13 protein-coding genes are annotated in these 20,204 nt (G+C 40.6%); 1 reads left to right on the plus strand and 12 read right to left on the minus strand.

All coding sequences use genetic code 11. The annotated features are described in order from the left end of the window. Nucleotides 1-43: 43 nt before the first annotated feature. Complete coding sequence (locus KE626_RS08090; RefSeq protein WP_249207350.1) at nt 44-5,437, minus strand: N-6 DNA methylase; 5,394 nt, start codon at nt 5,435-5,437, stop codon at nt 44-46. Beyond that, complete coding sequence (locus KE626_RS08095; RefSeq protein ID WP_211972370.1) at nt 5,424-5,861, minus strand: DUF1896 domain-containing protein; 438 nt, start codon at nt 5,859-5,861, stop codon at nt 5,424-5,426. The genes KE626_RS08090 and KE626_RS08095 overlap by 14 nt, the downstream gene beginning before the upstream one ends. A 153-nt stretch (nt 5,862-6,014) precedes the next feature. Here KE626_RS08095 and KE626_RS08100 point away from each other — a divergent pair, with 153 nt between their 5' ends. Next, nucleotides 6,015-6,194 carry a histone H1 gene (locus KE626_RS08100; protein WP_211972371.1) on the plus strand — a complete coding sequence of 60 codons (180 nt, stop codon included), beginning with the start codon at nt 6,015-6,017 and terminating at the stop codon, nt 6,192-6,194. Between the two features lie 153 nt (nt 6,195-6,347). On the opposite strand, the gene KE626_RS08105 is transcribed toward KE626_RS08100, so the two are convergent. From KE626_RS08105 to KE626_RS08150, 10 genes are all read right to left on the minus strand, one after another. Further along, nucleotides 6,348-7,325, minus strand: a complete 978-nt coding sequence (locus KE626_RS08105) for a hypothetical protein (RefSeq protein WP_211972372.1) — start codon at nt 7,323-7,325, stop codon at nt 6,348-6,350. A 69-nt stretch (nt 7,326-7,394) separates the two neighbouring features. After that, nucleotides 7,395-9,473, minus strand: a complete 2,079-nt coding sequence (locus KE626_RS08110) for a type IA DNA topoisomerase (protein WP_211972373.1) — start codon at nt 9,471-9,473, stop codon at nt 7,395-7,397. Nucleotides 9,474-9,497: 24 nt separating this feature from the next. Beyond that, nucleotides 9,498-10,973, minus strand: a complete 1,476-nt coding sequence (locus tag KE626_RS08115; protein ID WP_211972374.1) for a DUF3945 domain-containing protein — start codon at nt 10,971-10,973, stop codon at nt 9,498-9,500. A 118-nt stretch (nt 10,974-11,091) separates the two neighbouring features. Then, complete coding sequence (locus KE626_RS08120; RefSeq protein WP_211972375.1) at nt 11,092-11,388, minus strand: helix-turn-helix domain-containing protein; 297 nt, start codon at nt 11,386-11,388, stop codon at nt 11,092-11,094. A gap of 236 nt (nt 11,389-11,624) precedes the next feature. Continuing rightward, nucleotides 11,625-12,434, minus strand: a complete 810-nt coding sequence (locus KE626_RS08125; RefSeq protein WP_211972376.1) for an RteC domain-containing protein — start codon at nt 12,432-12,434, stop codon at nt 11,625-11,627. A gap of 389 nt (nt 12,435-12,823) precedes the next feature. After that, nucleotides 12,824-13,981: a helix-turn-helix domain-containing protein gene (locus KE626_RS08130; RefSeq protein ID WP_211972377.1), complete on the minus strand. Its 1,158-nt coding sequence runs from the start codon at nt 13,979-13,981 to the stop codon at nt 12,824-12,826. A 440-nt stretch (nt 13,982-14,421) separates the two neighbouring features. Next, complete coding sequence (locus tag KE626_RS08135) at nt 14,422-14,748, minus strand: hypothetical protein (protein ID WP_211972378.1); 327 nt, start codon at nt 14,746-14,748, stop codon at nt 14,422-14,424. Between the two features lie 4 nt (nt 14,749-14,752). After that, nucleotides 14,753-15,073, minus strand: a complete 321-nt coding sequence (locus KE626_RS08140; protein WP_211972379.1) for a hypothetical protein — start codon at nt 15,071-15,073, stop codon at nt 14,753-14,755. Between the two features lie 446 nt (nt 15,074-15,519). Further along, nucleotides 15,520-15,846 carry a hypothetical protein gene (locus tag KE626_RS08145; protein WP_211972380.1) on the minus strand — a complete coding sequence of 109 codons (327 nt, stop codon included), beginning with the start codon at nt 15,844-15,846 and terminating at the stop codon, nt 15,520-15,522. A gap of 12 nt (nt 15,847-15,858) precedes the next feature. Next, complete coding sequence (locus KE626_RS08150) at nt 15,859-20,172, minus strand: DUF6443 domain-containing protein (RefSeq protein WP_211972381.1); 4,314 nt, start codon at nt 20,170-20,172, stop codon at nt 15,859-15,861. Between the last annotated feature and the right edge of the window lie 32 nt (nt 20,173-20,204).

The following is a 20,204-nucleotide window of genomic DNA, read 5'->3' on the forward strand; positions in this document are numbered from 1 at the left end:
TATGATTATAGTTAGAGGATGCTTTTCAACAGATCAGCTGATTCTAAAGCTTTACAGCTCCACTTTTGCTAGTGAGGCCCATTATTTCAACATATTCATTTTCTGAAGGCTGTTGATTCTGAGGCTCTGGTTCAATAGATAACATAATTTTCCGGTCAATGGCTGCCAGATCCGTTTTCAGTTTGCTTAACTGGTGTTCCTTATTCCACACCCCATCTACCAGTTCCTGTAATACCGGAAGGTCTTTCTGCAATTTTTCCATTTTCTTCTGTTCCTCATCAATATAGCCCGGAAGTTTTTCCAGGGCATTAAGAAAGTTCATCGTGGCTAACTTTGGGTCCGAAGGCATCAGCCCATTGTTATAGGTGTACTTAATTCCTCCTTCACCCTGGACCATAAACCGGTTCACTTTAATATCCAATCCTTCTTTCTGAGTAACCTCTGTTTTAACAAGCAGCATAAACCCATACAAGCCCCCAATCTCTTCATACTGGCCACCAGTACGGGCTTTTTCTGCAATCTTGTTAAGTTCTGCGCCAACATGTTTCATATCTAAATCAGCCGGTAACCCAACAAGTTTAACGGGATTAATAATGGTTCCATCCTGTCTTTTCTCAGCACGCTCTTGAAAATTTTTCCAGTCAAGACTCATTCTCTCCTTCCTGGATTCTGCTGAGGTAAACTCAGCAGAAAGATCTTCCAATTTATACCTCGCGCTGAATTTCGACCGGATAAATGCCTGTTTCTCACTTTCCAGTCCTCCAATCTGCTTTTCCAGCTTGGCTTTATCTAACAAATCGGTATTTCCAGACAGGATGGCCACATATTCAGAATAATTCATTCCTGTTTGCTCATCCATACTTCCCTCGTCGATGGTACGTTTACCCAAGCTATTGGATTTTAACTGTCCAATAAAAAACTGCTTATTATACAATTGGTTAAACTTAAAGCTGTCCAGAGATTTTTTTACCGCATAAATGAGAACATCTACTTTATTATCCGCAAAAAACTTGGCAATTTCATTGCCTTTTCTGACTGCCCTACCATCCCTTTGGGCAAGATCACTGGGACGCCATGGCGTATCCAGATGGTGAACAGCAACTGCCCTTTTCTGTGCATTCACTGCTGTTCCCAGCATACTGGTAGAACCAAATAATACCCGAATTTCTCCTTCATTCATACCTGAGATCAAATCCCTACGCTGCTTTTCGTTTTTCGCTTCCTGGATAAACCGGATTTCGTGCGCCGGAATCCCATAGTCTTCTACGAGCTTTCGTTTGATTTCTGAATAAATATTCCACTCCCTAGGCTTATAGGTACCCAGATCCGAAAAAACAAACTGTGTTCCTTTCTGAGCGTGGAATTTCTGATAATACTTGAAAATCTGCTCTGCACAACGGGAAGCTTTGTTATCGGGATGATCAACGTATTGAGCGCTTATAAGCCGCATATCGAGCGACATCTTTCGCGCATAATCAGTTGCAATGAGCATCTTGGCTTTCTGCTCACTTTCAGTTAGCGGCCCTCTACCCAATAATTCTCCAACCCCCGTCTTGGCAAATTCCATGAGGCTCTTAATGAAGACTTCCTGCTGAGGAGTGGGAGGAATATGGCAAAATATCTCGTTTTTTTCCGGCCGGTCAATCCCTATGTCCCTTGCCGTTCGATAGTCGGTAATCTCAGAATAGAACTGGGCCAATTCAGGTACCTTAATGAAAAAACGGAAACGTTCTTTTGCCACAATAGTGTTCGCAACGGAAAATTCATAGTCTGTTGTTTTTCGGGCAAAAATGGCTGCCCACGCATCAAATGAACAGATTCCCTGCTTTTCTAACGCCCTTGGGCGTAAATATTTGAACAGCAGATATAATTCTGTTAATGAATTGCTGATAGTAGTACCTGAAAGGAAAGTAGCTCCCATATCGGCATCAGTCCGCTCCTGAATAGTACGGATCGCAAAGAGCAGATTCATGGCCCTTTGGCTTCCTGCCATATTGCCTAACCCCGCAACCCTGGAATGCCGTGTATTAAACATCAGATTTTTGAACTGATGGCTTTCGTCCACAAATAAGTGATCGATACCCATCGTCTTAAAATCTGCGACATCATCTTTGCGGTTGTCAATATCGTGTTGTAATGTTTTAAGCTTAACTTCAAGATTTTCTTTCTGTTTGATACATCCCACAAGCATTGCCCGGGTAACGTCTTTCCCCTGCGATTGAAATGCCTCCAGATTTCGCTCCACACTTTCTAGCTCAATTTGAAGAATCTCCTTTTGCATTTCCGACGATTGAGGGATCATCCCAAACTGATCATGAGTGAGGATCACGCAATCCCAATCATTATTTTTAATGTCACCGAAAATCCGGAGGCGGTTCTTGGGGGTAAAATCTTCTTTGCCTGGATATAGAATTTTAGCATGGGGATACGCAGTCCGGTAGGCTTCGGCTATTTCGTGTACATTACTTTTTAATCCGATAATCATTGGTTTGTGGGCCAGCCCCAAACGTTTCATCTCCTGTGCGGCGGTACACATTATTAGTGTCTTTCCAGCCCCAACTTCATGATCACAGATAGCACCGTTATTGAGCTTGATCATCCATACCGCATCCTTTTGGCTCGAATACAGATCTTGTATACCAAGCGCCTTACGGTCTAATCCAGGAAAATCCTGATGGGTTCCGTCATAATTCGGGCGGACAAAGCAATTAAAGGTATCATTATACTGATCGGTCAGCCTTTTTTTAAATTCATCATTCTGTTCATACAGCCAATCAGTAAAAGCAGAGCGCATCTCATCAATCTTGGTATTCGCCATCTGGATGGCTTCCATATCCCGTACTTTAACCTCCTGGTCACCAACCGTTATTTTCTTGGTAATGTCTGGTGTCGTGTTGACCAGGGCATGTTTGAGAAGGGCAATCCCGTCAAATGTCCGGCTTTCTGCTTTAACTGCGTATTTCTCTCGTATATGCACATTCTTCTGGTCACACGTGACCGAGAAATCATCTCCGCTTTCAGAATACTGGATATGTACCTTTGTATAAAACAGGTGAGAGGCAAAACGAGCATAAATACCTGTGGGTATCCAACGTTCACCAAGGTTAAAGTCAAGTTCTTCAAATTCGATACGTGTTGGACGTGCCTCTTCCAAAACGCTAAGACTTTCTTTAGCTTCTGCATCATCGGGGTGAATTTCGAGATAACTTTTTAAAGACTCGGCTTTCTCCACGACATTACCGGATATCCAACGCTCGGATATTTCATACTCTCTTTCCAGCGGATTATAGAAAATTCGCCCATGCAGGGCATCTTTCAAAACGTCGGGAGATTGGCTGCTTACTTCCGACATATAAGGTAAATTAACCCCACCGTACTTATTGAGTGAAGCGGCCAATGCCTCTTCAGGATTATCGGTAGATAATGTTGTGGTAGAGAAACTTACCGGACGATGGAATATATCTGCTTTATGCACTACCCCGCCAATAGCACGTTCCAGATAAGGGACTTCCCTGCCTGAACTATCTGTCTTAATCAATTTGATATTGTCAGCATCGTTAAGGTTTCCATATTTTTTGACAAAAGCATCATACAGTTTATTAAGCTGCTCTCTTTCCGCTTTGTGCTCAGTATGAAATTCTACCTCTTTGTAATAGAGATCATGGTAAGTATCTCTAAGCATGATATAGGCAAGCGCTCTTTCTTTTTGTGCTGGAAATAAAGGCAAAGGATGGAACATCGCCTGCAACTTATCACTTCTTAAATCTTTGAGATATCCAACCAGTCCATTATCGGTAACAAGGCAGTCATTTCGGTGATAATCCTGCAATTCCTGCGTATACACCGATGGTCCAGGAGCAGAAGTATTGACCACCGGTATTTCAATCTCCTTATTTCCCGGTAAACCGGAAAACAGATCGCCAAGAACTTCTTTCTTGGTACTTTCCTTCTTTTCAACAGGGGTAGAACCAAAACCAGCGGCGACATAAGGCTTCTCAACAACAGTACTGAAAAGGTCTATCTGATTTCTATTAATAGTTTTTTTCTTTTTAACAGAGTACTCCTTAGCTTGAACAGGCTTCCGTGCAGGTGCCAGAACCGTTGCAGCCATTTGCTGAGTGGGATTTTCAAACAAGTCAAAAATACTTAACTGTTTAAATTCCCGTGGACTTTCCTCAGTATTGTTAGAGCTAACTAAAGGCTGTAGCTCCTGCTTAATAGCCACCGCTTCATTAGAAGCTTGTAGCGCTGTTTGGGGAATGAGTGCAAGAGGTTGGCTATTCTGCTGACCTTTGTACAAATCCATATTTAGGTGTCTTCCAAAGTCTTCAGAAAGTATCTTTTTAATATCTTGGGCAATACCTTCAGTTCCACCATTGTGCGTGTAGACTAAGGCTGGATGCCCATAAAGATCAGTATCTAATTTCCACTCGCTATGCACAATCCTCTTGCTATCCTGAAAAAATGCATTACCGGGCGTATTATATTCCGTCAGAGTGCTTTGACAAAATAATTCTTCTCTATCGGTAAGACTTTTTTTTGACGGATCCTTTTGGAGGATAATCAAATCACTGCCCACCTCTGTTCCGGCATAATCAGTGAACAAGTTGTTGGGTAAACGTACTACCGAAATCAAATGGTTATCCTTCATTAAAGCCCTTCGTAACAATTCATTCTTAGAACTATTCAAAATGCCTTGTGAGGTGATATAGGCAAGCAAGCCACCCTCACGGAGCATATCAGCTCCTTTCAGAAAAAAATAGCTGTGGATACTTCTGGCAGCCTGCACTTTTGCCAGATCAGTACTACGGGAATAGGAAAGATCGAAAACAGAAGTATCTCCGAAAGGAATATTGCTTGCAACAATATCATAGCTATTTTGCTGTTCTTGGGGAATTTCCTCAAAACCACGTACATGGATATTACTGCCAGGATAAAGCTGTTGCAGTATTTTTCCGGTCAGCAGGTCCTTTTCATAGGCAGTAGCACCTCTCCCTTGATTTCCGGTGAAAGCAGGTAAGAATGAACCGATACCCGCTGAGGGCTCAAGAAAGTGCTTAGCAACTATACCATTTGCATTGAACGTACCCGCAACAGCGTCAATAACAATGAATGGAGTATAAAACGCTGTAAGTATTGAACCCCTTAAACTTTCAACATATCTCCGATATTGTTTTTCATCTGTAGCATTTTCTTTCAACACCTGATGCAGCTCACGAGTAAGAGAGAAAAGGTCTTGTTCACTCTTTCGCCAGGAATTGATGTCTGTCTCTTTCTCTATAGGATTGAGAACGAATTTAAGACCGCCAAATCCGCTGTATTGCATCAATAGCTGTCTTTCCCCAATACTCGCTTCTCGCTTCTCCTTTTCCAGTAAAAAAGCTATTCGTAGGGCATCAATATTCAGTTGGAGATGTTGGCGTTTATTGAAGGCCATGGTCCTCAATAAAAATTTGAATGGTTCCCGTCAGCTCGGTATAAAGGAGGTCAAACTCTGTGGTGTACACAAAATCATCAGTTAATTCGTAGCCGGTAAATACCGATTCACAAACCGGAAACATTTTCAGGGCAAAAGGCCGTAGATCCTGATCAGCCATAAGGTGATCAAACTCTTCACAGACCACCTTGAAGAGGGTGTCAAACCTAGAAAAATAAAGGTCTTCAAACAGGATCTGATCAGCAATCTCATTGCACCTGTCTATAGAATTTCCACAGCGGAATGCTTCCTGATACACATAAGCAGCATTCTCTGAACGCTGATTGATAAATGCCATATTCCCCGCTAATTCAGGGAAACTGGTATACAATAATTCTTGTAGTCTTAACTTGAAATAAGACAGGTCTTTTTCGGTTGTATTCATATTGTGAACTTTAAAGTCCAAAGTAATATGGGTACATACAGAATTTGGAAGTGTGGAAGAATTTGTCCTGTTGGGGCGGTATTTGACGGTGTACTATTGTGAGTGCATTGTGAAAAACTTAAATTAGCGCCTTAATTAACAATTGTTACCCACATGAAAGAATTAATCGAAAAAATTGGTGCAGAGTTCGAGGCTTTTAAAACAGATGCAGAACTTCAGTCTGAAAAAAGTAATAAAGCAGCTGGGATGAGAGCCCGAAAAGCTTCTTTATCACTGGAAAAGCTGATGAAGGAATTCCGAAAACTATCAATGGAGGAAACCAATAAAAAATAAAAAACACGCCTCGCTAAAAGTGAGGCGTGTTTTTTTACTATCAGACGGTATCTGAAAAGGCAGAAGTCAATTCTCAAATTCAAACTAAATGAATCATTTCTTGTTAGAGAAAACGAACGTCAACCTAAATAGCACAAATTTTCTAACAATTCATTAGAGGGGAAAATCATCTTCATCATCAATACCATCCATTGAATTCGGGGGCTGCGTGAAAGGATCATCATACCAGGATTCATTTTCCTGTGCTGTAAGAGCTCGGTCTTCAGAGCGGATAATAGTATCTCTTGGCCTGAAATTAATGTTAATACTGCCATCTGTCAAAATCCAGGCTCCAACGAGATATTCTACTCCTTTTTCAAAACAGACGTCTACTGGTAAAGTAAACGCCTTAGAATATTTGGGGGATCTTTCGGAAGCTGGATGATTACTTAAAGGAATATTGAAAGTATATGCGTTAATGGTATTATATAATTCCGCGCTATCAAACTTATCCATTGATTGATCCTGACCTTCTTCCCCACCCAACAGAAATTCAAAATCATCGCTAAACAAAAACTCCAAAACCCTTTTGCCTTCCCGCGTAACTTGTACTAAAGATAAGCGCTCTAGCTTATTGACAATCTTCCAAGTCTCATTATAATTGCCACTGAATACATGCGAAAAGATGAGATTCCGTTTCTTCCAGTGAAGAATCTGCTTAAATACGTGTAATTCTTCCGGGTTCAATTTTTTCCAATTGTTATGATTTTTCTTATCAGCCAGCTGTTCCACTTTTAACTTCTGTTCGGCAGCCCGAGATTCCTCCCATCCTTTATGAACCTTTTCCCAGTACACTGCATCACAATGCTTACAGCGATCACTTTCCTTTCGAATTGCGGCTTTAAATCCGGTTTGGGAAGTAACATTTTCAACAATCTCTTCACCACAATCCTTGCAGCCACCGATTACAATTCGGCAGGATGAGTGCTGAGCAATAATTATACTGAGTTCGCGTTGGCTAAGGCCCAATTGGTCTTTTAAATCCCCCGCTGGAAATGAAAACTTTTCATTTTCAAGCTGCCAGTACTTTCGAATAATTTCTTGATTTTCCTCAGAGACATTATCTGCGATCAATAATTCATATGTGTTCATTATACGTGCTTTAGAATAGATAAATATAAGGATATGAACCAGATACTATTCCTGCCTTTGAGAACATTTTCACTTACCCTTTATTGATGGGAATTCAAATGAAGTTTCCCCCTTATTGTTTAACACGATATACGCATCAAATTTCTTTCCCGCCTTACTTTTCATTCCCTTAATCAGTCCGGTTTTTCCTTTCGCAACAAGATTTTCAACATCTGAAATAGTGAGTACTATTCCACAGATATTTCTGAATTGAATCCAATTGCAGGATTCATTAGAGCATTTAACCACCTTATCCCGAAAAAGAAGATGTTCCTTTTGACATTTCGGACATAGCAGATCGGGCTGCTTTTGCATCGTAGCAGTTAACGCCAACAGCTCTCTGGTGATTATTCCTGCATAGGTTCCCATATCCTTTTCAAAGATCTGTGCATCGACTTCATTGCTTTCTATCTTTGATAAAATCAATTCCCATCCTGCTGTCATTGCGACATCAGCAATTTTTTTGTCTTTAATCCAATGATATACCTGTAATCCTTTGTCTGTAGGAATCAATGATTTCTTTTCCCGCAGGATATATTCACGAGTGAAAAGTGCTTCAATGATCGCTGCCCGTGTAGCAGGTGTTCCAATGCCAATACCTTGCAACGCTTTACGTTCCTCATCATTTTCAATTTCCCTTCCGGCATTTTCCATAGCAGATAATAAACTGGCCTCAGTATAAAGCATCGGGGGTTTGGTTTTTTTCTCCAAAACACCGGCGCGACCAACCTTCAGCTCGTCACCTACATGAAGTTCCGGGAGCTGTTCCATCGGGCCATTTTCCTCATCGGTAAAACTGCCCTTTATACTGCGCCAGCCTGCCTCTACTATTTGACAACCTTTTATCATAAAGTCATAATGAAGTACTTGAAGGGTGGCATCGGTTATTTCCTTTTGACAGGCTTGTCCGACAGCTTCCAGCAGCCGGAATGCAATCATATCATAAATAGCATTTTCCTTTGCCGGAAGCTCCACAGGTACTTTTCCAGTCACTAACAGAGCATGATGGTCTGTAACCTTTACATCATTCACGATACGCTTATTGAAATGTCCCCAACTGACCTTTTTAACAGCTTCCTTCAAGGATGGCTTTTCTTCCAATGCTCTGACCAGGAGAGGTATCTCAGGCCAAAGATCATCAGAAATATACCGACTTCCAGTGCGGGGATAGGTAATGAATTTGTTCTCATACAGCGTTTGAGCAATATTCAGGGTTTCTTCAGCAGAAAACCCCAGGCTTTTATTCGCCTCTTTCTGAAGCCCTGTAAGGTCGAAAAGCAAAGGAGGCTGTTCCGTGACCGTTTTGTGGTCTAATTTTCCAACCGTTGCTATCCCTGTTCTTGTTACTGCTTTCAGCACTTCTTCTGCCTTTCTTACATCATCCCATTTTGTCACAGACAGGCTTTTAAAATCTATGAACTCTTTGCGGTGCAGACACTGAACCTGCCAGTATTTCTGAACGGAAAAATTTTTATTTTCCTGATATCGTTTACAAATCAGGGCGAGTGTTGGGGTCTGGACTCTACCAAGGGAATATATGCCGCTGCCCGCGGCAATGGTAAGCGCCTGAGAAGCATTGATTCCTACCAGCCAATCTGCACGGCTTCTCGCCTGTCCGGCCAGATACAGACCATCAAAATCACTACCTGGTTTAAGTGACTCGAAACCCTGTTTGATCGCTTTCTCTGTTAAAGAGCTTATCCATAGCCGCTCAAATGGTTTTGTACATTGTAGATACTGATAAATAAGGCGAAATATAAGCTCGCCCTCCCTTCCTGCATCCGTTGCCACAATAATGCTGTCACAACTTTTAATCACCCTGTCAATAACCTTGAGCTGCTTCAAAGCACCTGTATCCGGCTCATATGATTTATTCTTCCTTACCTTTCTTACGGTCAGCACAAAAGGATCAGGCAGGATCGGTAAAGATTCCTGCCTGAAGCCTGTAATACCGTAGTCTTCCGGCATACCCAAAGCCACCAGATGTCCCAATGCCCAGGTCACCTGGTAGCCACCTCCTTCAAAATAACCCTCGTTCTTCTCGGTAGCTCCTAAAAGTGCAGCAATTTCTCTCGCTACACTCGGCTTCTCTGCAATTACGGCTTTCATAAAATTTCTTATTGATTGATTACGCTATCGTCTTATTCCTCTGGATTTCTTTTCAGGTTTTTCCTGCTGCTCCACTTCTTTAGCGTTTTGGGGTCCCTGCTGGCCAGATTTCAGCGCTTCTTTGAACCTTTTGGTGGCTTCGTTGGTTTTTCCCTCTGAGTTAACTGCTACTTGTGTTGAATGAGCTTCGGTCGGTTTTACCTTGTCTTTCAATGCGTCCGGGTTTTTAAAGGCAAAAGAGGTTTTACCGCTTTCTTTATTATAGGTGATATACCCATCGTATTTCACCCCCTTCTGGTCAATAAGACCAGTCAGATAGACCGTTTTCCCTTCTTTTAACTTCTCAAATTGCTTGTCGTCAAGCTCCTTGCCCCTGAAGACTTTTGGAGCCTCCTGACTTTCTCCACTTTGGCCTTGTGACCTACTATTACTATTGCTTCTGTCAAAAAGAAATTCTACATACCGCTTGTCGGCATTAAACTGTACCTTAGCATCAAATTTTTCTCCATTGCTGGAAGTCATCCCTTCAATGAAGAGGGGCTTACCTTCCTGTAAGCTCTTTTTTTGATCTTCGTTCAATTTCACCCCTTTAATTTCATTGGGAATTTTGATCCAGTCGGAGCGATACGCTACAAGTTCGTTGGTCAATCGATCTACGCTGATGATTGAGGGAACAATTTCACCCGTCTTAGGATTTGTCAAATCAACAATACGTCCCATATTCCCGCTCTTGCGTAGGTTAGCCTTATCCTCTTCGGTAAACTGATGACCAAAAAAGGGAGAATGCAGATTGGGCTCATTGCGGATGCCATGAATGGCCATCACGACTTTTCCGTTTTTCTCCTGAAGGGACAATCTCCCTTCTCCACTTAAAATACACGTACCCAGATTTACATGTACCGGAACAAGAACATTTGTTTTGTAGCCTTTAAGCAGAGGCTCCAAAAGGTTTTTCTCTTCCAATTTTTCCTTGCTCAGGCCCAGGTTAGATATGGTTTCCCAATCAATCTGTTCCGGTTTAAAGCGATTTTCCTGTGAAGGAGCGGTTTCAGTTGGCGCTGCTTCAGTGGTTTGTGGTGTTACTCCTGTTGTTTCCATTGCATTTTCTTTTTTTTGTTGATTTTCTTTTGTTTCTTCTTTTATCTGATACTTATTAAAAAGTTCTTCGCCTTCTTTTGTGGGAGAACTGACATGCGACTGCAGCTTCTTAGCCATGTCAAAAGCGGACTTTAACGGGACTTTAAAGAATGAAAACCGCGTTGGGTCTTTAAGCTGTCGAAGAAAATTCGAAACGAAGTTGGTGAATAGGTCCCCATGCATATCTACACGCATAAATTCACCCTGGCTTTTCTCCTGTACGTCTGTCTTTTTTAGCTGACCATCTTTATCAATTCCGGTAACTGCTGATATCTTTTTCTCTTCTTTATCAAAGACCAAAAGGATCTCGTGCAGCTGCCCCGACAAATCCCCAGTCTCTGTTTTTAAATTTTCGTCTTCCATTATTTTCCTTTTTTATTCAAATGTAATCTGGCGAAATAGTCCCCCTCCAAATGCTGTCTGCATTTGTCCGGAAAAGGCATGTATAGTGTCAATCTTACTTGTTCTTCTATTGGCTGAATTATGCTTTTTGTACTGGGTGGGAGAACCCTTCCCTGATAAACTGGTGTACATCTGAGAGTTTGTAGTAAGGTTTACCACTGATCCGATAATAAGGAAGTCTTCCTGATCCGCGGTATCTCTGTAGGGAGCGGCTGCTAATCTTAAGGATTTGAAGCACATCCTGATTATCCAAAAGTTCTTCACCATCCACTAAATGCTGCCGCTTATCAGAAGATTTTAGCTGTTCTGAGATGATATCCAGCCGAGTGAATAACCGCTCCATCCAGGAGATAAATTCCATCTTGTCTATATTCATGATAATGGGTTTTCTTTTTACAAAGCTCCCAACACTTCATAGAATTCATTGCCAAGGCTTACCCATCGCAATGCGACTTTTTTAAGAGAAATAAAAGCATACTGCAGTACTGATAAACCGCATAAACACGGAGTACAAACAAAGGCTAGAAACAAAGTGGAAGATCATGCCAATGGGCAGGCATGGGCAGGCGTTCATATTAAAATCACAAAACCGACAGAAAATTGAAGGAATGATTATAGATCTTTATCCATATAAGAATCGAGGCTTGACTTCAGCCGGTCTAAGAAGGAGTTGCTGGTGCGGAATTTCATGCGGTGAAAAGCATGATGGGCATCCCCCAGCTGAACATTAAAAACCATCTGGAATAAGGATACCATCTGGCGGATACTGAGCTTTCCATGCCCTACCGATTGAGAAGCATGAAGCGCATAAATCAGCTCAATAAGTGCATTCTTGGACTCTGTCCATAAAACTTTTTTGTCGCCTTGGTTCTCAGGTAATGAATGACCATAATGGTCATTCTGCCCGGAAAGCCGTAAATGAAGGTATTCATACAATAACTCACATTCGATGATCCGCGCCGCTTCATAATCATAATAGGTTGAAAAACGATGATCTGTATCAAAAAACCGATTTCTGGTGCCAGGCAGCAAATCAAGTTGTCCTCTAACAAAATACTGCTCATCTTTTTCCGAACTATCCGACCGATAATATTTATAAAAATCAGTACCCACAACATCCCGTATATAATAACTTTCGAGCTTTTCTAGTTTGCTTTTAAAATATTTTCTGGATATGTTACCTACTTCAACTGGCCGACCTGCTTCAATCTTAAAGATTTTATTGTAATATAGCAGTTTACCAAAAATCAGCGGCTTAATGATCCTGAAAAACTCAATTTCATCCTCTGAGCTATCAAAACCTTCTTTAAGAACACTCTCTTTCAACTTTTCAAGATGCTCATGCAGGCAGGTAACCATCTTCCGCGATTCCATTACCACCAGCTCGGGAGCTAAGCTAATTCTTTCCTCTTCCGCTTTCATAATCTGAAGAGTGTTTCTGAAAATGGGTCTCATGGATCTTATTTAATGGGTTATGCAAACTCTGAGGGATAGTTCATTAGTACTAACGGTCCATTTTGATTTAAGTTACTCACAAACAAGAAATTAACGAACAATTCGCAAATCTGACCCTATCCGGATCTGGTCTAACGAATTATTGATTTTGCTAATTTCCCTTGTTATGTTCAATTATTACAATGCCGGTTAATTTCTGTGATGTTTGATTTAATTAGTGCTGGATTTTGGAAAATATCCGGCAACCTTCGGAGATGTAAAATCTCTAGTTGTAGTGAATTCATGGGCAGATTATTTCTTGTAAATAAACGATATCCAGCCAACCTGCCCCACTCAGAACATCTTTTGAGAGGTTTTTAATATTCTCGCTTTATTTCCTGCAGGTACGATTTAGGAGAATATCCTGTACACTGCCTGAAAATACGATAAAAGCTGGCTTCGGAATTAAAGCCACACTCAAAAGCGATACCCGTAAGACTCAAATGCTTATAAGCGGAATGAGCAAGCCTTTTTTTGACTTCTGCTACCCGATACCCATTCACCCAGGTCCGAAAGTTGAGTCCGAACCCAGCGTTGATCGCTGCAGAAACTTGTCCTGTCGGATAACCTATCGTTTTAGCCATTTTCTTCAAGCTCAATTCCGGTTCCAGAAAAAGAAGTTGTTCTTCCATAGCCTTGTTCAATGCTGACAGAATATCTGAATAGTCCCTTTCCACTTCGATGATGGGTTCGGAGGTATCTGCAAAATCATTTGATTCCATTTGTTTTGTAAGCGTATCTTCAGGTAGCCTTGCAACTTTCACCTCAGAAGGCAATATCATTTGATAACCCCGGATCGAAAAGAAATAGGTAAGCACCGAAAGATAGCCATAAAAAACTTTGACATTACCAAAAGAATCAACAAGCCCTAAAATAGTAGGCACAACTGAAGATAAAAATAGTATAGCTCCTAATATACCAGTGCCAATAAGAAGATTTCTCAGCCAGATCAAATTTGAATAGCGAATTGCTCTCCGGCTTACAGATAACCTCTGGCTGTAGTTCAGTGTTTTTCGGAAACTGAGATACCAATAAATAGCAATAGAAAAAAAAGCCACAATTTTTTCAATCCCTTTAATCCTATTATAAAATAGGTAATGCTCAGCAATGACATATTTTAAGTGGAAATTAGGCTCAATAAGAGTAACACTATAGGTTATAGCAGCATGCATCTGGAATAGAAGCACGGGCAAAAAATGCCATAATTTGTTCCGGTTAAAAGTAAAGTTATCTTCTGTTAATGAACATACGTACAAATAAACAAGAGGCTGGAGAAGGGTATCAATGGCCACCGGGAGATATTGAAAAACAGGATATTTATAGAGTCCGAAAATATCCAGCAAGATCTTAATAGTTAACAATGCCAATGTAAGTAATATAGCAGATAATAGCTTCTTTCCAGACGAGTTGGAAGACTGAAATCCTAAAACGAAAGCTATGACCATTCCTTGTATCACACCTACAATAACGATCATATCAAAAACACTTAACGGGACACTCATCGGCTCTCAGACTTATTAAATTATTGCTCTGCTGAATAAAAAGCTCCGGTCTGGGTTATAAAATCGAAACTTTAATTCAAAAATAATAATAAATAATCTGACAATCAGCATTTTATTAATTTTTAATTAACATAATATTTTTGGTTAAATGAATTTGGGAAAAGCTAATTCTCCCTCAAAACCCTTTCAATTGGATCATACAGTAACTTTATATCATACTGATCATGTGTAATCGTTTGTTTAATATAGGTGGTTAAAATGCGGCGTTGGAAGAAAGCTGTTTTAAATTCTATTGATTCTAACCTGATTGGAGTTTCCGACCTTTAATAAGAATATCCCTATAATTTGAACTATCCATTTGCCATTTTCTCAATGGATACTTCAAATTATAGGGAGTAAAATCACCTTTTTCTTTAAGCATCATTTAAATGATAATCCAACATTCGCTTGGCAATTTCCAAATTGCTCAGTTCTTGATTGTATTTGGTTGCATATTCTTCTACCATTTCCTGGGCTTGGTACAATGGAAAGAAAAACTCAAATTTGTTTCCATCAATTTCCATAATAAGTTGCGACGGAATCGACTCAGCATCATAAAAAGAAATTTCAGCATCAAGCCCAACATTGTCTTTCATATAAATCAAGATCTCATCAAAGTCAACTTCTGGCAAAATGTTATTGATGAATTTTTCAGCAAGATCAAAACTCTTTAAGTGATCAATTAATTCAATGATATTCATATTTTTAAGCATCATATATACTATATTCAATCATCCTTTTGGCCATTTCAATATTATTGGCACTTTGTTTTGTGACAAGTGCCTCCACCATTTCTTGGGCTTCAAAAAGGGCAAAAAAATGTTCATATTTTATACCTTCTACTTCAATATGAACATTATTGTCCAATATTCCTGAGTCAAAAAGGTAAATTTCGGATTCGATTCCAACCTGATTTTTCATATAGATATCGATAGAATCATATTCAACATCTGGTAAAAATTGTTGTCCTAGTTTCTCTGCGAGATCAATAGTTTTTAATTGATCTATTAATTCTACGATGGTCATGATGGACATTGAATGCTGTTTCTGATAAAAATTTTCGCAAATTAGAAAAAGTCGTCTCAAATTCATGAGACAGCTTAATTCTTCGATAATTATCTTGACTTGTAGCTTATTCAATTAAACTTTGAGTGAAATACCTTTAAGGACAAATCAGGCGTCATTTAACGCATACTCATAAAGTCTTTTTGCAATTCCACTATCTGAAGGTCGAGTATCAAATGTTGCTACCCAATCCTCAATAAATTCCTGCGCCAAAAAAACTTCTATTAGATAGTAATACTTAACATCCCCTTTGGTTACGACACCTTCCACGCCGCCTTTCCCATCTACCAATTAATTTCCCTAAACAAACTGCCAATATTAAGAAAAAAAGGTCGGTCATTTCTTGACCGACCGTCATAACATTCACGTACCCAATGAATGCCAATTGTTTAATTTCTTAACACAAATTAAGCGTCATTCAAGCGATAATCGAACATTCTTTTTGCTATGTCCAGACTACTTAATCTATTATTATAATCCCGTACATAGTCTTCCACCATTTCCTGGGCTTCGCTTAAGGGGAAGAAGTTTTCATACTTAATACCATTAACCTCAATAACGATAGTAGTTGGAATATTTTCAGCGTCAAAGAGATTAATTTCTGATTCCAGACTTACATTTTCCTTCATGAAAATTTCAATCATGCCAAATTCTACTTCAGGTAATAATCGACTGATTAATTCCTCTGCAAGTTTCCTGGACTTTAAGTGATCAATTAATTCAACAATATTCATAAACATTTAATTTTATTGGTTACCCCATAACGACATCCCCCCTTTCCAATTGGGATGCATTGTTCTCCAAAAAATGCCACCTGGATTATTAGGGTGTTGAGACTTCGGCACTAGGTGCATTTTTCCAGGTTCTAAATGATGATGCCAAACCCACCCCTTTGGTGCTTCTCCAAGAATTGTTCCTTTGTTAGATCGAGGAATCTCCACACCCAGATCTTCCATAATTTTTGCAAATGCCGCATCCGACTTCATTGCATCATCTAACACTTTATTTGACGCTTGAAAATGCACCCCGCGTCGATGACCTGGATACAAATTACTTGGTAGCTCTGCTTCAAACGCAACCGAGTAAAACTTGCCATTCGGTATATTACCAGCGCCCCTTGCCCCATATGCCAGTTCCTCAAGAGTTGCAATTCCCAACCAGCTCTCCGCTCCGGCAATGCCAGTAATTGCCGTCATCGGATTCTCCATGAAACTATTTGCAATTAGTTCCGGCGTAGTGGTATGGGTTTGAATTCTATACCTGACATTCTGAATGCCCTGATCAATTTTTCCAGATGACCATTCAGAAATATCATTCAAGTTTCTCCTGGCATTCTCTATACTGTAAAAATTTTTAATAGCCTTTGCGGTTGCGACGGTACTGACTGCAGTTTGAAGAACACCACTAGTAATGTATCTTACAGCGCTATTTTCAATGAGCTTTACTCCAATTCGTGGCGCGGTTACAGTTAGTTGGGGCAGTGTATACCCAATACCAGTGTTAAGCCACCATAAAAGACCATAAAAGGGATCATCTCCTTCCGGATCCGTAAATGAAATTGGATTATTGAAGTTACAATTATATGGATTTATTCCCATATAATTTGAACTGGCAGGATCCATTTGCCACCATCGACCAATTTGGGGATCTAAGGTCCGGTAAAATGCTTCATACTGGTTTAATCCTAACTCAGTCGTCTGCTCAATTCCGTTAAAATTGTCTCTGTTTTCAACATATGGATTTTTTAAGGCTTTTGAACTAATCCCTGCCATGGTAAGCCCAAACGGATAATAATGGGTTTCCTCCAGCAATGGCCCTGGATTATGGGCAACCACAATGTTGTCAAAGAAAACATCCTGAACGCTTTCGTTACTGGTGTAAACGTAGATAAATCCATTTTTTTTGATCACCATGGAGGAGGTAGCCAACGTCTGCAACTGATCAGGGCTCCCCTGTACCTGTCGTACACCACTATTTTCGTCCACCATATTCAATTGTTCATCAAATAGAACATAGTTCAGGTAGGCCTTCGGCATGGCTGCCAGGTTTTGGGACGGGTCTTTGTCACGAATAGATTGGTAATTGGCAGAAGTAAGGTTTGTAATGGGTGCACCTGTTCCCGTACCATTTCCGTGAACTCCATCAGCTGGCCCGCTACCTGTAGCAAACGCCTGAAGCAGTGATGTCAACATGCTTGCAACCGGAGTACTGGAAGTGCTTGCAGCAGCCGATTTATAAAATGCCTTACAGCCAAGCTGAATGGTATCCCCGGCCATTACCCGTAACACAAGTGATGGACCAATCTTCTGCTGCCCGGCAGTCGCATTCAATTTGGCGACATAATCATTCGGTGACGTAGTTCCATCTGCAGGATACCCTACTGGTTTAGCAGATCTTGTGGCATCAATATTTGCAAAAAGTGCATTTTCCTTTGCAGAGGCAGCAGATTCCATTGTAGCTGCGTAACTCAACTTACCAGATTCCTCCGTAAGCACCATGCGTGTGTTGCCAAGGTGATCTAATAGGAAATAGTCGTAGACCAATGCTACTGGCTTTCCGGCTGCATATAGAGCTCGTACCCGACCTTCCGCCTGGGGAAAATAAACTAAACTGTCGTTTTCGTATACAAATCCTTCTATGTAGTCAATTTTCGTAACTGTTCCAGCTCCTGAATAATCCGTGATTATTTTGCGTAATTTATTGCCATCAGCATCATACGTGTACGCAATATTTCCCTTACCCAGGATTATAATACTATCAGGTAAGTTCAAGAAGTTATAAGGCTTGGGGGCTGAAAGACGATTCATATCCAAAACCAGGTTACCAGAAGAATCGTAATCATAATCTTGCGTTTCCTGGTTATTGATCTCTTTAAAGTCTCCTAATTTACTTTGGGCATCGTTGCTCTTATCTGAGACGAAAAATAATTTGTTAGTATTAGGTATATAACCATATTTCAAACTATCGATCGTTGCTTTAGCGATGCCTTTTAGCCCAGTCTGTTTCAAGGTCAGTAAATTCCCGTTTCCATCATAACTGATACCCTTGGATGTAAAATCAACTTTGTCATTTAACCATGCACTGCTACCCTGATTTTGTTGAGAAAATTCTGATGCAGTAATCCGGTTAGCTTTATCATAGGAGTAGCCTAATGCTCTGGATATACCGTCGCCCCTGCTTTTCCATTTTACTCCAGCTATGCTGCCATCGTACTGATTGATATTAAAGCCATAGTCGAATGACAGGTCTTCACCAAACCAATTTGAGCTGCTGCCAGGAGTGTTAACAAATACCTTGTTGATGCTTTTGAGCTGGCCCCCCAGATTATACTCTATGGTTTGGGATTCCTTCGGGATGGTTTTGGTTCTTACATTTCCAAGCTCATCATAGGTGTAGCTGGCAACAATCCTCGTGCTGGCAGCTACGTCATTTAGCTGGGTGCTGACCTGCGCAATCTGACCAAGCCCGTTATAAGTTAGGTTTGTTAAAATTCTTGTCTCAGGTGTAACTGCGCTCTGAGGGTTTGTGTGGCGGAAATAGGTACTCAGAACTTTTCCGCTAAAATCATACAGATAGGTCTTTGTCTGTTTTCCGCCGTAGATATTATCGGAAATAGTCTGGAGCACTCTACCCTTGTCATTGTAATAAATGGTGGTTGTCCGCCATTGAGTGGTGCCAAGGATTTTAACTCTCATCCCAGTCACTTTCCCCATTGCACGATGGCTGATTCCTGAGTTGGGTATTTCATACTGATTGTTGCCCTTTTGAGGCTTCGCAAAATCTGATGTAAGTGCAGGCTGAGCCCCTTGGAAGGAATAATTATCGTCATAGAATGCAAATCCAAGATCAGAAAGATTGCCCACAGGAATAAAGGGTAAAGTCCCAATTGGTGCTGCATTTACATTAGCCTGAACCGATTCTCTAGTCGACCCAACTACTGAATACGCTGCAGCACGTACTGGACGGTCCAAGTTATCATAATAAGTTACAAGCCATTGGTTTTTTGCTTTCAGGTTTCCATCTCGCATAAGTACTACCCTGTTACGAGAATCATAGACCATTTCAGTGGAATCTACGCCTGGCAGTTTAGTCACAATATTTCGGCCCCTAGTATCATACCTGTAAATGGTACACAAGCCGGGAAGCAAACTTACTACAGACCAGGTGGGAATAATTTTATCGACTGCAAGGGGAGGGATAATAAACCTTAACATGTCCAGCTCATCATAAACAAAGTAAGTACACAGCCAACCAGTATGTGCCGCTGTCCCTGTGCCAGTTTGTAGTTTTTTAAGAATTGTTTTACCGGATTTATCAGTATACTCAATCAGCTGATAACCATTTTCATCGACGCTAATGGATTTATTTAATTGCCCTGCATCATAGGTTTTGGTGGTAATGGGTATATCTGCCGTAATGGTCCATAGCCGCACCGAATCAGCGATAGTATTCACAAAATCCAAATGCTGGCTATTTTTTTTACCACCTTCATTTGCCCAGCTGTTACCAGGTCCAAATTTTTTTACAACATTTGAGGATGGTGACTCGTCATAAATATTTTGTCCATAAAAGATCGTTTCACCAGCTCCGGACGGATTCAACAATGGATCCGGCAAAAAGGCTTTTTGTACCGAAAATGGATTGCTTTTAAATTTGCCGTCATTCATGTTTCCGGAAGTCTGTACGAATGGTAGGTATACAAGAGGAGATCGGCCATAAGGATCATACGCCTGCGCATTTACAACATCCTTTCCGGAAGCACTTGAACCTTTAATTACAGTCTGGATTGGTCTGCCGAGTCCATCTTTATAAACGGTCGACTGAACAACTTCCTGGGTAGTTCTTGCATTATTTGTAGCTGTAACCGGATCTGTAGTCGGCATTAACGGCTCCCAGGTTCTGATATAGTTAATTGTCGGATTTACATATGCTGCAGGCACAGGCAAAGGTGTGGCTGCAGGCCTTGTTGAGGATGAGGGAGAATTTTGGGCATCCGTCTCCATTAAGAAGGCCGATAGCAAATAAAAGACAATATTATATGAGATTAATTTCCTTTTCATTTATCAAACATTTTAAAATAAGAAAATGTGAA

The organism is Chitinophaga hostae, assembly GCF_018224885.1.
Classification (GTDB): domain Bacteria; phylum Bacteroidota; class Bacteroidia; order Chitinophagales; family Chitinophagaceae; genus Chitinophaga; species Chitinophaga hostae.

Coding starts and splice junctions, on each gene's coding strand:
- KE626_RS08090 (WP_249207350.1), bottom strand. CDS start 5,437: ATGGCCTTCAATAAACGCCAACATCTCCAACTGAATATTGATGCCCTA.
- KE626_RS08095 (WP_211972370.1), bottom strand. CDS start 5,861: ATGAATACAACCGAAAAAGACCTGTCTTATTTCAAGTTAAGACTACAA.
- KE626_RS08100 (WP_211972371.1), top strand. CDS start 6,015: ATGAAAGAATTAATCGAAAAAATTGGTGCAGAGTTCGAGGCTTTTAAA.
- KE626_RS08105 (WP_211972372.1), bottom strand. CDS start 7,325: ATGAACACATATGAATTATTGATCGCAGATAATGTCTCTGAGGAAAAT.
- KE626_RS08110 (WP_211972373.1), bottom strand. CDS start 9,473: ATGAAAGCCGTAATTGCAGAGAAGCCGAGTGTAGCGAGAGAAATTGCT.
- KE626_RS08115 (WP_211972374.1), bottom strand. CDS start 10,973: ATGGAAGACGAAAATTTAAAAACAGAGACTGGGGATTTGTCGGGGCAG.
- KE626_RS08120 (WP_211972375.1), bottom strand. CDS start 11,388: ATGAATATAGACAAGATGGAATTTATCTCCTGGATGGAGCGGTTATTC.
- KE626_RS08125 (WP_211972376.1), bottom strand. CDS start 12,434: ATGAAAGCGGAAGAGGAAAGAATTAGCTTAGCTCCCGAGCTGGTGGTA.
- KE626_RS08130 (WP_211972377.1), bottom strand. CDS start 13,981: ATGATCGTTATTGTAGGTGTGATACAAGGAATGGTCATAGCTTTCGTT.
- KE626_RS08135 (WP_211972378.1), bottom strand. CDS start 14,748: ATGAATATCATTGAATTAATTGATCACTTAAAGAGTTTTGATCTTGCT.
- KE626_RS08140 (WP_211972379.1), bottom strand. CDS start 15,073: ATGACCATCGTAGAATTAATAGATCAATTAAAAACTATTGATCTCGCA.
- KE626_RS08145 (WP_211972380.1), bottom strand. CDS start 15,846: ATGAATATTGTTGAATTAATTGATCACTTAAAGTCCAGGAAACTTGCA.
- KE626_RS08150 (WP_211972381.1), bottom strand. CDS start 20,172: ATGAAAAGGAAATTAATCTCATATAATATTGTCTTTTATTTGCTATCG.